Origin of the sequence: Klebsiella sp. CB_Kp196, assembly GCF_040061575.1 — a bacterium.
GTDB lineage: Bacteria > Pseudomonadota > Gammaproteobacteria > Enterobacterales > Enterobacteriaceae > Klebsiella > Klebsiella michiganensis.
The window spans coordinates 15,743-27,642 of the sequence record NZ_JBEAFH010000056.1 but is presented as its reverse complement, the minus strand read 5'-3'; the positions used below and the strand labels follow the sequence as shown (position 1 = coordinate 27,642).

The following is an 11,900-nucleotide window of genomic DNA, read 5'->3' as shown; positions in this document are numbered from 1 at the left end:
GATCAGTTTGCATATGCTGGTCAAATTCTGTATGATTCGCCGCCTTTGATGCGCTTTGTGCGACATCAAAATCTATTACCCGGGAATTTCGCTTCGCGCAATCGCACCGGGAAATTATTAACATCGCGTGGTGTCTGGCGTTAGGGCTGGAAGAGCGACGCGGCCTTAACTGAGGTTCTCCCATGAAAAAAGATATTCATCCGAAATACGAAGAAGTTACTGCTTCCTGCTCTTGCGGTAACGTCATGAAAATCCGTTCTACCGTAGGTCACGACCTGAACCTCGACGTGTGCGGTAAATGCCACCCGTTCTACACTGGCAAACAGCGTGATGTTGCTACCGGTGGCCGTGTTGACCGCTTCAACAAGCGCTTCAGCGTACCGGGTACCAGCAAGTAATTTGCTGAAGAAGCCGCCTCAGGGCGGCTTTTTTGTTTCTCTTGCGCTAAACGCGAGAAAAAAGGGCAGAAGATTTCTTCTGCCCTTTTTTATGGTTTTAGTATTCCCACGTATCCGGGTCGATGCCCAGTTCGCGCATAATCTCTTTCGCCGCTTCCGGGATTTCATCGCTGCGCTCTTTACGCAGGTCTTCATCGTTAGGCAACGGTTGACCGGTAAAGGCATGCAGGAACGCTTCGCACAGCAGTTCGCTGTTAGTCGCGTGCCGCAGGTTATTCACCTGACGACGCGTGCGTTCATCGGTGAGGATTTTTAACACCTTCAGAGGAATGGAAACCGTAATTTTTTTTACTTGCTCACTCTTCTTACCGTGCTCAGCGTATGGGCTGATATATTCGCCGCTCCATTCAGCCATGAGTTACCTTTAATCCTCTATTCATTAGTTAAGGGCCTGAACGCGAGTCCTGGCCATAATTGCGCGTAGTTTACCGTAGAGGGGCGCGTCTGACACCAAACAAGCCGCTACGGATGTGCGCTAATGCATATAATTTTAACGGCTATTTCCAGTTTGCTCAATCTATACGCAAAGAAGTTTAGATGTCCAGATGTATTGACGTCTATTATAACAATGATTACTCTGGAGCCTGACTTTTCACCGACTCAGCCCAGGAACTCCCCAACATGACGCGTAAACAGGCCACCATCGCAGTGCGTAGCGGTTTAAATGACGACGAGCAGTACGGTTGCGTTGTCCCGCCCATTCATCTCTCCAGCACCTATAATTTCACCGGATTTAACGAACCTCGCGCCCACGACTACTCTCGTCGCGGTAACCCGACCCGTGATGTGGTGCAGCGTGCGCTGGCGGAGCTGGAGGGCGGCGCGGGGGCGGTTCTGACCAATACCGGCATGTCGGCCATTTTGCTGGTCACCACCGTATTTCTGAAACCGGGCGATCTGCTGGTGGCGCCGCACGACTGCTACGGCGGCAGCTACCGCCTGTTTGACAGCCTGGCGAAGCGCGGCTGCTATCGCGTGCTGTTTGTCGATCAAAACGACGAGCAGGCGCTGAGCGCCGCGCTGGCGGAAAAACCGAAGCTGGTTCTGGTCGAAAGCCCAAGTAATCCATTGCTGAGAGTTGTGGATATTGCGAAAATCTGCGGTCTGGCGCGTGAGGCCGGAGCGGTCAGCGTGGTTGATAACACCTTCCTGAGCCCGGCTTTGCAGAATCCGCTGGCGCTGGGCGCCGATCTGGTGTTGCATTCGTGCACTAAATATTTGAACGGCCACTCTGACGTCGTGGCCGGGGTGGTGATCGCTAAAGATCCGGCGACCGTCACCGAACTGGCATGGTGGGCGAATAATATCGGCGTCACCGGCGGAGCGTTTGATAGCTATCTGCTGCTGCGCGGCTTACGTACGCTCTCTCCGCGTATGGAAGTGGCGCAGCGTAACGCGCTGGCGATTGTCGACTATCTGAAATCCCAGCCGCTGGTGAAAAAACTGTACCATCCGTCCCTGCCGGAAAACCAGGGGCATGAGATTGCGGCGCGTCAGCAAAAAGGTTTTGGGGCGATGTTAAGCTTCGAACTGGATGGCGATGAGCAGACGCTGCGTCGTTTCCTGAGCGGGTTATCGCTGTTTACGCTGGCGGAATCGCTGGGCGGCGTGGAAAGTCTGATTTCCCACGCAGCGACGATGACCCATGCGGGCATGGCGCCTGAAGCGCGTGCGGCGGCCGGGATCTCAGAAACGCTTCTGCGTATTTCGACCGGTATTGAAGATGGTGAAGATTTAATTGCCGACCTGGAAAATGGCTTCCGGGCAGCAAACGAGGAATAAACATGAGTGTGATTGCGCAGGCAGGGGCGAAGGGTCGTCAGCTGCACAAATTTGGTGGGAGTAGTTTAGCGGATGCGAAATGTTACCTGCGCGTCGCGGGTATTATGACGGAGTATTCGCAGGCGGGCGACATGATGGTCGTCTCTGCCGCCGGCAGTACCACCAACCAGTTGATCAGCTGGCTGAAGCTCAGCCAGACCGATCGCCTTTCTGCGCATCAGGTGCAACAATCGCTCCGTCGTTATCAGATGGAGCTCATCTCCGGACTGCTGTCACCAGACGCTGCCGACACGCTGATTGCCATCTTTATTCAGGATCTTGAGCGCCTTGCCGGGCTGCTTGACGGCGGCGTCACCGACGCGGTATACGCCGAAGTCGTCGGTCACGGCGAAGTCTGGTCGGCCCGCCTGATGGCGGCGGTGCTGAACCATCTTGGCGTAGAAGCCGCCTGGCTGGATGCGCGTAGCTTCCTGCGCGCCGAGCGCTCCGCGCAGCCGCAGGTGGATGAAGGCTTATCCTATGCGCTTTTGCAGCAGCTGATAGCGCAGCACCCGAACAAGCGTCTGGTGGTGACCGGCTTTATTTCGCGTAACAACGCCGGGGAAACCGTCCTGCTGGGACGTAACGGTTCCGACTATTCCGCCACCCAAATCGGCGCCCTGGCCGGGGCGTCTCGCGTCACTATCTGGAGCGACGTGGCCGGGGTCTACAGCGCGGATCCGCGTAAAGTGAAAGACGCCTGCCTGCTGCCGCTGCTGCGCCTGGATGAGGCCAGCGAACTGGCCCGCCTGGCGGCGCCGGTGCTGCATGCCCGTACGCTGCAGCCGGTCTCCGGCAGCGATATCGATTTACAATTACGCTGTAGCTACACCCCGGATCAGGGCTCAACGCGCATCGAACGCGTGCTGGCTTCCGGTACCGGGGCGCGTATCGTGACCAGCCATGATGATGTCTGCCTGATTGAGTTCCAGGTACCCGGCGGCCAGGATTTCAAACTGGCGCATAAGGAGCTGGACGCTATTTTAAAACGCGCCCAGCTGCGTCCGCTGGCGGTTGGCGTACACGCCGACCGTAAGCTGCTGCAGTTCTGCTACACCTCTGAAGTGGCCGACAGCGCGCTGAAGCTGCTGGACGAAGCGGGGCTGCCGGGCGAGCTGCGCCTGCGTCAGAAACTGGCGCTGGTGGCGATGGTTGGCGCTGGCGTGACCCGCAATCCGCTGCACTGCCACCGTTTCTGGCAGCAGCTGAAGGGCCAGCCGGTAGAGTTTACCTGGCAATCAGAAGAGGGCATCAGCCTGGTCGCGGTGCTGCGCGCCGGGCCGACGGAAAGCCTTATTCAGGGGCTGCATCAGTCGTTGTTCCGCGCGGAAAAACGCATTGGCCTGGTGCTGTTTGGCAAAGGTAATATCGGGTCCCGCTGGCTGGAGCTGTTCGCTCGCGAGCAGACCACGCTTTCCGCCCGCACCGGGTTTGAATTCATCCTTGCCGGGGTCGTGGATAGTCGCCGTAGCCTGCTTAATTACGAAGGCCTTGACGCCAGTCGCGCGCTGGCTTTCTTTAATGATGAGGCGGTTGAGCAGGATGAAGAGTCGCTGTTCCTGTGGATGCGCGCGCATCCGTACGATGATTTAGTGGTGCTGGACGTAACCGCCAGCGCGCAGCTGGCCGACCAGTACCTCGATTTCGCCAGCCATGGTTTCCACGTTATCAGCGCGAATAAGCTGGCTGGCGCCAGCAGCAGCAGTAAGTATCGCCAGATCCACGACGCGTTCGAGAAGACCGGGCGCCACTGGCTGTACAACGCCACCGTCGGCGCCGGTTTACCGGTCAACCATACGGTGCGCGATTTAATTGATAGCGGCGATACCATTCTGGCGCTGAGCGGTATTTTCTCCGGCACCCTCTCATGGCTGTTCCTGCAGTTTGACGGCACCGTGCCGTTTACAGACCTCGTCGATCAGGCCTGGCAGCAGGGGCTGACGGAACCGGACCCGCGCGTCGATCTCTCCGGGAAAGACGTCATGCGCAAGCTGGTGATCCTGGCTCGTGAGGCGGGTTACAACATCGAGCCGGATCAGGTGCGCGTTGAGTCGCTGGTGCCCGCCCACTGCGAAGAGGGGTCGGTCGATCACTTCTTCGAGAACGGCGAAGCGCTGAACGAGCAGATGCTGCAGCGTCTGGAAGCGGCGCGCGAAATGGGTCTGGTGCTGCGCTACGTCGCGCGCTTTGACGCTAACGGTAAAGCCCGCGTCGGCGTTGAAGCGGTGCGCGAAGAGCATCCGCTGGCGGCGCTGCTGCCGTGTGATAACGTCTTTGCTATCGAGAGCCGCTGGTATCGCGATAACCCGCTGGTGATCCGCGGTCCGGGCGCTGGTCGTGATGTGACCGCCGGGGCGATTCAGTCGGATATCAACCGTCTGGCGCAGCTGCTGTAGCCATAAATTAAAGACCAGGCAACGCCTGGTCTTTTCACCTTAGTGCGCCGCGAAAACTTCTTTGGCGGCAAACAGGCCATTCAGGGCCGCCGGGAATCCGGCATAGACCGCCATCTGCATGATCACTTCCGTAATCTCTTCCTGCGTCAGCCCGACATTTAACCCGGCGGCAATATGCACTTTTAGCTGCGGCGCGGCGTTACCGAGCGCCGTGAGCGCGGCGATAGTGGCAATTTCACGGCTGCGTAAATCGAGTCCTGGCCTGGCGTAAATATCGCCGAAGGGGAACTCAATCAGATAGCGGGCAAAATCGGGGGCGATATCCTTCAGGCTGTTGACGACGGCGTCGCCGCCTTTGCCGTCCACGCGCTGTAGCATTTCTCGTCCGATGGTATAACGTTCGCTGGTCATGGCTTTTCCTCAGTGTGATGATGCGTAATGAGGAAGGTTAGGGAAGTTTTCCTGCCTTGAGTAATACCCTTTTCGTGATACCTTTTCAGTATGACAAATTCACGTTTACACACTCTGGATATTCGCCTGCTGCGCTACTTTGCGGTGGTGGCGGAGGAAAATAACATCAGCCGGGCCGCGCAGCGGCTATTTATTTCGCAGCCGCCGCTGAGCCGTCATATTCGCCATCTGGAAACGCAGCTGGGGGTAACGCTATTCTTGCGGCATACCAAAGGTCTGATCCTTACCGACGAGGGAAGACGGGTGCTGGATATCATTCGGCCTCTGCTGGCGCTTCAGGATCGCACCCTGGCGGCGTTGAGCCAGCTCTCTGCGCCCGCGCAGCAGCCTCTGCGTCTGGGGTTGACCACCGCCTTTGAGCAAGGCGTTTTCGCCGCCGCGGAATCCGCTCTGGGTGAGTACACCGGCGCATTGCACATCACTCGTCAGTCATCACCGGCGTTGGCCCAACTGGTGCGAAAGGGCAAGCTCGATGCGGCGCTGGTGGCGCTGCCGCTGAATACCGAGGGGCTTCACCTGCATCCTTTGTCTTACCAGGAGCCGCTTATCGCGGCGCTACCCGCATCCTGGCCGGAGGCCGCCAGGGCGGAGCTGACGTTAAGCGCACTCAATCATCGGCCGCTGTTCTGGTTTAAACGCGAGCGTAATCCCGATTTTTTTGACTATACGCGACGTATTTTTGACCGGGCAGGCTATGTGCCCACCTACGTGGAGGAGCCTGCCGAGCATGATGTTCTGCTGGCGCGGATTGCGCGCGGAGAAGGCCTGATCCTCCTGCCGGCCTCTTTTTCCGCGATTCAGCGGCAGGGGGTCGTCTTTTGTCCTTTGCAGGATGCCAGCCAGCAGCTTCCGCTTAGGCTGGGAATGGTGACGCTGCCCGCAAATGAGAGGGTTCGGGAAAGGGTAACAGCAGTCGTTGAAAAATCATTGCCTTAGCGAAAAAGAGATGAATTGATTTCATCCTGGCTGAATATTCCTCACTGTTTACGCTGATTTTTCTATTGACGCGGATGCCCTTTTCCGTCATTTTTACATCTGGACGTCTAAACGTATAGAAGTTCGCGACACAACAAACAATAAAATGCGATTGATGAGGTAAGGTATGAGCTTTTTTCACGCCAATCAGCGGGAAGCCCTGAATCAGAGCCTGGCGGAAGTGCAGGGCCAGATTAACGTCTCCTTTGAATTCTTTCCGCCGCGCACCAGTGAAATGGAGCAAACCCTCTGGAAATCCATCGATCGCCTGAGCAGCCTGAAGCCGAAGTTTGTCTCCGTGACCTACGGCGCTAACTCCGGTGAACGTGACCGCACCCATAGCATTATCAAAGGTATTAAAGAGCGTACCGGTCTGGAAGCCGCCCCGCATCTGACCTGTATCGATGCCAGCCGCGATGAGCTGCGTACCATTGCTAAAGATTACTGGGATAGCGGGATTCGCCATATCGTTGCGCTGCGTGGCGACCTGCCGCCTGGCAGCGGTAAGCCGGATATGTACGCGGCCGACCTGGTGACTCTGCTGAAAGAGGTCGGGGACTTTGATATTTCCGTTGCGGCTTATCCGGAAGTCCATCCGGAAGCCAAAAGCGCGCAGGCCGATCTGCTTAACCTGAAACGTAAGGTCGAGGCCGGAGCAAATCGCGCGATTACCCAGTTTTTCTTTGATGTTGAAAGCTACCTGCGTTTTCGCGACCGCTGCGTCTCTGCGGGTATCGACGTCGAAATTATTCCGGGCATTCTGCCGGTCTCTAACTTCAGGCAGGCGAAAAAATTTGCCGATATGACCAACGTGCGTATCCCGACGTGGATGGCGAAAATGTTCGAAGGTCTGGACAATGACGCCGAAACCCGCCAGCTGGTGGGGGCGAACATCGCCATGGATATGGTGAAGATTCTCAGCCGCGAAGGGGTGAAGGATTTCCATTTCTATACCCTGAACCGCGCGGAAATGAGCTACGCGATTTGCCACACTTTAGGCGTGCGCCCGGCGTAAGCAGGCTTCAGATTTCCCCGTCCTTCTCTTCTCTCTGCGGCGTCAAAACATCTTCGGCGCCGCTTGTTCTGGTTATTTCCTTAAAACATCTTTACGGGCGGTAAAACGGGGCGCCTGCGCCATCAGAGGTGACTATCCGCCAGCAGCAGCGGTACGTTTTGCGTTTGCATCAGAGAGAGGATATCGGGGGAGAGGCCGGTCTGGCTGATAACGAGGTCAAGGTCTGCCAGGCGGGCATGGCCTGCAAGGAACGTTTGACCAAATTTACTGCTGTCCGCCAGCAGGATTTTTTGCCGCCCGGCGCGCATCAGCGCTTGTTTGACGTGGGCATCGGTCATTTCAGGAACCGTCAGCTCTCCAAGATCGTTGACGCCCTGAGTGCTGAGGAAGACTTTGTCGGCGTGGATATGACGAAAGAAGTCGGCGGTACTGAAAGAGACCATTCCCTGGCTGGCGTCTTCATATTCACCGGGCGCGACGATCAACTTGATATTTTTTCTTCCTTTCAGGAGATTAACCACCGGAATGGAGTTGGTTATCACCATGATTTTCTTATCGAAAATAAAATGAGCGAGCGCCAGCGGCGTGGTGCCGCAGTCGATAATAATCGTGTCTCCATCTTCAACCTGCTCGGCGGCTTTCTGGCCAATCAGGTGCTTATCATCGGCCATTAGTATCGATTGCAGCTGAAAGCCGGGCTCGACGCTGGCGCCGCGGGTTAAGTAGGCTCCACCGTAGGTTGTTTTTACAATGCCTTGTTTTTCAAAGAAAGAGAGATCGCGACGGATGGTCATTTTGGTGACGCCGAACTTTTCGGCGAGGTCATTGACGACGACTTTTTTGTCCTGTTGCAAAATGGCGTAAATGCTCATTCTTCGATTTGATGACTGCATATCTACGATTCACCCAAAGGAAAATCGCACTATAAAATACATCGTTTTGGCGGGCAATGGCGGGCGAAAAGAACATACCCGCCTGCTGGCGGGTATGTCGCGAGGGGTTATTCCCACTCTTGCAGGAAGCGTTGACCGTACTGGTCGGCCACCAGAAGCGCGGCATAGACCTGATCCGGCGTCGCGCCGCCGGGCATATTGTGGATGGTTTCACCTTCCGCGCAGGCGGCTTCCGCCACGGTACGCATTTTGCCCGGGATATCGGCTTTAATATCCAGCTGCGCCAGGGTGATAGGCAGCCCGACGCTATGGCACAGCGCCGCTACGGTTTCGATCTCTTCCACCGGCGCGTTTTCCAGTACCAGCTGCGTAAGCGTACCGAAAGCCACTTTTTCACCATGGTAGTAGTGGTGAGCGTCCGGAATAGCGGTCAGACCGTTATGGATAGCGTGCGCAGCCGCCAGGCCGCCGCTTTCAAAGCCGACGCCGCTCAGGTAGGTGTTGGCTTCAATCACCCGTTCCAGCGCCGGCGTCACCACGTGCTGCTCCGCCGCCAGCATCGCTTTTTCGCCCTCTTCAACCAGCGTGTTGTAGCACAGTTCAGCCAGCGCCAGCGCCGCCTGGGTGCATTTTCCGCCCGCCATGGTGGTCGCGCCGCTGCGGGAGCAGGCACGCGCTTCAAACCAGGTCGCCAGCGCATCACCGATACCGGCTGCCAGCAGGCGCGCCGGGGCGCCTGCAACGATTTGCGTATCGACAATGACCATGTTCGGGTTGCGCGGCAGCATCAGGTAGCTATCAAACTCGCCGTCATCGGTATAGATGACCGAGAGCGCGCTGCACGGCGCGTCGGTGGAGGCAATCGTCGGGGCAATAACCACCGGCAGATTCATAAAATGTGCTAATGCTTTTGCGGTATCCAGCGTCTTGCCGCCGCCGATACCCAGCACGGCGGTGCAGCGGGCGGAACCGGCAATATCACGCAAGCGGTTGATTTCGTTATGTGAGCATTCGCCGCCAAACGGTGCGATTTCGCCAGCCAGCCCCGCATCCGCCAGGCTTTTACGCAGTTTTTCTTCGGCAAAACCGAGTACGAATTTATCGCCCACGATGAGCCAGCGTTCTGCCAACGGCTTGAGGTATCCACCAAGGCGGGTAATGACGTCCGCGCCCTGAATGTACTTACCGGGTGATTGAATAATGCGATCCATTTCTATTCCTCCTGGATGACCGTGATGCCACCCCCCTGGGCAGCTCGCCGATCGGGTTACAGGTTTAGCGTTCCAAAGGCGTTATTCCAGTCCTGCTCAAACTTCTCAATAGCTGACTCTACCGCAGGGGTACCGAGCATTTGTTGCGCTACATCTAACGGAAGGGTGATCGCTTCGCAGCCTGCTAACAGGCAATCCAGCGCCTGGCGCGGCGTCTTAAAGCTGGCGGCCAGCACTTTGCTTTCCGGCGCATGCAGCTCCAGCAGGGACTGCAGCTCCTGGACCATGCGGATGCCGTCACCGCCCTGGGCGTCGACGCGGTTGACGTACGGCGCCACATATTTTGCCCCGGCCAGCGCGGCCAGCAGGCCCTGAGATGCGCTATATACCGCCGTACCCAGCGTGGGGATACCTTCTTTTTTCAACAGTTTGATAGCGGCAAGGCCTTCGGCGGTGACCGGGATTTTTACCACGATACCGGGGACGGCGTTACTCAGGCGTTTGGCTTCTTCCACCATGCCCTGCGCGTCGCGGCTCATGGTCTGGGCGAACAGAATACCTTCCGGACCGACGGCTTTTTGCAGGCGCGGAAGAACATCCCAAACCGGCGTTTTACCGGCTGCGATAATGCTCGGGTTGGTGGTCACGCCGGCCAGCGGGTAGATGCGCGCCAGGCGTTCAACTTCTGCTACGTTTGCGGTGTCCAGATAGAGTTCCATGATGCTTTCCTCAATGCTTAATTCGGTAGTGTCGTTGAGGAAAGAATACGGCTTTCACGCGGAGGGTCGCCAGATGACAAATTTGCCAAAAACTGGATAAATGTACGCATTGCGGTTAATGATGATTTAGATCACATTTATCCCGCCACCCGGATTAAAATGGGAAAATAAGAGCGCACAAAAGTCAGGTTTAACACACAAAAATCTAGTTTTTTAGCGAAGCCGTTTTTTCCGTCAGCTGGCTGTGATACTGACGGCGATACTCCGACGGCGAGCGCTCGGTGTTTTTGCGAAACAGGCGGCAGAAGTAGTTGCTGTCGGCGAAACCACAGGCGTGGGCGATATCTTTCACTTTCATATCGTGGCCTTTTAGCAGCATTCTGGCCTGCTCCAGACGGATGTGATTCAGGTATTCGTTAAAGCCCATTGGCCCGCATTTCTGGAACAGATGGGAAAGATAGTTTGGTGAGAGATAAAACGCCTGCGCCACCGACTCGCGGGTTAACGGGTCGGCAAAATGGGCATCAATATGTTTACGAATCGCTTCAAAAAGCGCCTGGCTGCGCGATGACGTTTGTACCTGGCTGCCCAGCAGATCGGCACAGTGGCTGAGCAGGCTGGTGACAATACAGCGGGCCGTATGCTGTTCCTGCGGCTGCATCTGCATTTCATTCAGCGCCTGCAGCAGAAACGATCCAACCCGGGGGCCGCGGCGAGGAACCTGCTGTTTATCCAGCACGTTAAGCGCGCTGCCGTCCCAGTGGCGTAGAACGAATTCCAGCTGCTGCTTACCAAATAAGACAGTTAACAGCGTGGAGGGCATCAGCCACTGCGGGTCATTCCATCCGCCTGCGGGGACGTACAGCACATCGTGCGGCGTCAGCTGCGCCTGGTCGGCCTTAATCGCCGGATCGCGAAGCTGCCCCGCAAGCATGATTTCGAGGCGCGGAAAATCGACGCTTAGCGCTTTCTCAGAAGCCGGTCTGGATTCTGTGGAAAAGTGGACTTTGCCGATTACCGCCGGGCCTTTAATAAAAGAATCAATGGCCTGATTAATGTCGCTATCCATTCTCTCTCCGCGTCGCGCGATCCCGTTTCATCATACCTAACAAACTGGCAGAGGGAAAAGCCGCGCGATTTTTCTGCGAAGAGAGTTGTAAGATTTGATTGATATGTTATATCGTAACATATTATTGCAAACCTAAACTCAGGAGAGAGTGATGACCCGAAAGATTTACGCGCTTATGCTTGGTGTAAGCCTGGTCCTGGCGAGCAGTCAGGCGGTCGCCCACGGCCACCATAGCCATGGCCCGGCGCTGACCGAAGCGGAGCAGAAGGCGAGTGAAGGCATTTTTGCCGACCAGGACGTAAAGGACAGGGCGCTGAGCGACTGGGAGGGTATCTGGCAGTCGGTTAATCCCTATCTGCTGAACGGCGATTTAGATCCGGTACTGGAGCAGAAGGCCAAAAAAGCCGGTAAAAGCGTGGCGGAATATCGGGAGTATTATAAGAAGGGCTACGCTACCGATGTGGACCAGATTGGTATCGAAGATAACGTCATGGAGTTTCACGTCGGGAAAACCGTCAACGCCTGCCGGTACGCCTATTCCGGCTACAAAATTCTGACCTACGTATCCGGTAAAAAAGGCGTGCGCTACCTGTTCGAATGCCAGCAGGCGGATTCAAAAGCGCCGAAGTTTGTTCAGTTTAGCGATCACACCATCGCGCCGCGCAAGTCCCAACATTTCCATATCTTTATGGGCAATGAGTCCCAGGAAGCGCTGCTGAAAGAGATGGATAACTGGCCAACCTACTATCCTTATGCCCTGCATAAAGAGCAGATTGTCGACGAAATGCTGCACCACTAAAAAAAGCTCCGGTAAACGCGATGCTTACCGGAGCTATGGTTTTTAACCCGGCTCGCGCTACGCTTAGCCGGGC

12 protein-coding genes are annotated in these 11,900 nt (G+C 56.4%); 6 read left to right on the top strand and 6 right to left on the bottom strand.

Annotation, left to right across the window (positions count from 1 at the left end; genetic code table 11):
• Window positions 1-182: 182 nt before the first annotated feature.
• Window positions 183-398 carry a 50S ribosomal protein L31 gene (gene rpmE / locus ABLU87_RS20110; RefSeq protein ID WP_004107543.1) on the top strand — a complete coding sequence of 72 codons (216 nt, stop codon included), beginning with the start codon at window positions 183-185 and terminating at the stop codon, window positions 396-398.
• A 97-nt stretch (window positions 399-495) separates the two neighbouring features.
• On the opposite strand, the gene metJ is transcribed toward rpmE, so the two are convergent.
• A complete protein-coding gene (metJ, locus tag ABLU87_RS20105; RefSeq protein ID WP_004107547.1) occupies window positions 496-813 on the bottom strand; it encodes a met regulon transcriptional regulator MetJ in 318 nt (105 codons plus the stop codon).
• 266 nt (window positions 814-1,079) lie between these two features.
• Here metJ and metB point away from each other — a divergent pair, with 266 nt between their 5' ends.
• A complete protein-coding gene (metB, locus tag ABLU87_RS20100; RefSeq protein ID WP_014227429.1) occupies window positions 1,080-2,240 on the top strand; it encodes a cystathionine gamma-synthase in 1,161 nt (386 codons plus the stop codon).
• A gap of 2 nt (window positions 2,241-2,242) precedes the next feature.
• Window positions 2,243-4,675, top strand: coding sequence for a bifunctional aspartate kinase/homoserine dehydrogenase II (locus ABLU87_RS20095; protein ID WP_122116873.1), 2,433 nt, complete (start codon window positions 2,243-2,245; stop codon window positions 4,673-4,675).
• Between the two features lie 39 nt (window positions 4,676-4,714).
• Here ABLU87_RS20095 and ABLU87_RS20090 read toward each other — a convergent pair whose 3' ends face one another.
• Entirely contained in the window at window positions 4,715-5,086 is a 372-nt protein-coding gene (locus tag ABLU87_RS20090) for a carboxymuconolactone decarboxylase family protein (protein WP_004856015.1), read from the bottom strand.
• A gap of 90 nt (window positions 5,087-5,176) precedes the next feature.
• On the opposite strand from ABLU87_RS20090, the gene ABLU87_RS20085 reads away from it, so the two are divergent.
• Both ABLU87_RS20085 and metF read left to right on the top strand, forming a co-directional pair.
• The gene (locus ABLU87_RS20085) at window positions 5,177-6,082 is read left to right on the top strand and encodes a LysR family transcriptional regulator (protein WP_038423924.1); all 906 of its coding nucleotides are present in this window, start codon (window positions 5,177-5,179) and stop codon (window positions 6,080-6,082) included.
• 166 nt (window positions 6,083-6,248) lie between these two features.
• Window positions 6,249-7,136 carry a methylenetetrahydrofolate reductase gene (metF, locus tag ABLU87_RS20080; protein ID WP_004856019.1) on the top strand — a complete coding sequence of 296 codons (888 nt, stop codon included), beginning with the start codon at window positions 6,249-6,251 and terminating at the stop codon, window positions 7,134-7,136.
• A 122-nt stretch (window positions 7,137-7,258) separates the two neighbouring features.
• On the opposite strand, the gene ABLU87_RS20075 is transcribed toward metF, so the two are convergent.
• The 4 genes from ABLU87_RS20075 to ABLU87_RS20060 form a co-directional block, all read right to left on the bottom strand.
• Window positions 7,259-8,008 (bottom strand): DeoR/GlpR family DNA-binding transcription regulator, encoded by a 750-nt coding sequence (locus ABLU87_RS20075; RefSeq protein WP_049102723.1) that lies wholly within the window; start codon window positions 8,006-8,008, stop codon window positions 7,259-7,261.
• Between the two features lie 128 nt (window positions 8,009-8,136).
• Window positions 8,137-9,240 (bottom strand): glycerol dehydrogenase, encoded by a 1,104-nt coding sequence (locus ABLU87_RS20070; RefSeq protein WP_049079005.1) that lies wholly within the window; start codon window positions 9,238-9,240, stop codon window positions 8,137-8,139.
• 56 nt (window positions 9,241-9,296) lie between these two features.
• Window positions 9,297-9,959: a fructose-6-phosphate aldolase gene (gene fsa, locus ABLU87_RS20065; RefSeq protein WP_004107558.1), complete on the bottom strand. Its 663-nt coding sequence runs from the start codon at window positions 9,957-9,959 to the stop codon at window positions 9,297-9,299.
• 205 nt (window positions 9,960-10,164) lie between these two features.
• Complete coding sequence (locus ABLU87_RS20060) at window positions 10,165-11,028, bottom strand: AraC family transcriptional regulator (protein ID WP_025106568.1); 864 nt, start codon at window positions 11,026-11,028, stop codon at window positions 10,165-10,167.
• A gap of 151 nt (window positions 11,029-11,179) precedes the next feature.
• Here ABLU87_RS20060 and zinT point away from each other — a divergent pair, with 151 nt between their 5' ends.
• On the top strand, window positions 11,180-11,827 hold the full coding sequence (gene zinT / locus ABLU87_RS20055) for a metal-binding protein ZinT (protein WP_122117561.1): 648 nt from the start codon (window positions 11,180-11,182) through the stop codon (window positions 11,825-11,827).
• Window positions 11,828-11,900: the final 73 nt, after the last annotated feature.

What these genes read in the sequence shown, in the direction of transcription:
- rpmE (WP_004107543.1), top strand. Translation starts at nt 183, where the DNA reads ATGAAAAAAGATATTCATCCGAAATACGAAGAAGTTACTGCTTCCTGC.
- metJ (WP_004107547.1), bottom strand. Translation starts at nt 813, where the DNA reads ATGGCTGAATGGAGCGGCGAATATATCAGCCCATACGCTGAGCACGGT.
- metB (WP_014227429.1), top strand. Translation starts at nt 1,080, where the DNA reads ATGACGCGTAAACAGGCCACCATCGCAGTGCGTAGCGGTTTAAATGAC.
- ABLU87_RS20095 (WP_122116873.1), top strand. Translation starts at nt 2,243, where the DNA reads ATGAGTGTGATTGCGCAGGCAGGGGCGAAGGGTCGTCAGCTGCACAAA.
- ABLU87_RS20090 (WP_004856015.1), bottom strand. Translation starts at nt 5,086, where the DNA reads ATGACCAGCGAACGTTATACCATCGGACGAGAAATGCTACAGCGCGTG.
- ABLU87_RS20085 (WP_038423924.1), top strand. Translation starts at nt 5,177, where the DNA reads ATGACAAATTCACGTTTACACACTCTGGATATTCGCCTGCTGCGCTAC.
- metF (WP_004856019.1), top strand. Translation starts at nt 6,249, where the DNA reads ATGAGCTTTTTTCACGCCAATCAGCGGGAAGCCCTGAATCAGAGCCTG.
- ABLU87_RS20075 (WP_049102723.1), bottom strand. Translation starts at nt 8,008, where the DNA reads ATGAGCATTTACGCCATTTTGCAACAGGACAAAAAAGTCGTCGTCAAT.
- ABLU87_RS20070 (WP_049079005.1), bottom strand. Translation starts at nt 9,240, where the DNA reads ATGGATCGCATTATTCAATCACCCGGTAAGTACATTCAGGGCGCGGAC.
- fsa (WP_004107558.1), bottom strand. Translation starts at nt 9,959, where the DNA reads ATGGAACTCTATCTGGACACCGCAAACGTAGCAGAAGTTGAACGCCTG.
- ABLU87_RS20060 (WP_025106568.1), bottom strand. Translation starts at nt 11,028, where the DNA reads ATGGATAGCGACATTAATCAGGCCATTGATTCTTTTATTAAAGGCCCG.
- zinT (WP_122117561.1), top strand. Translation starts at nt 11,180, where the DNA reads ATGACCCGAAAGATTTACGCGCTTATGCTTGGTGTAAGCCTGGTCCTG.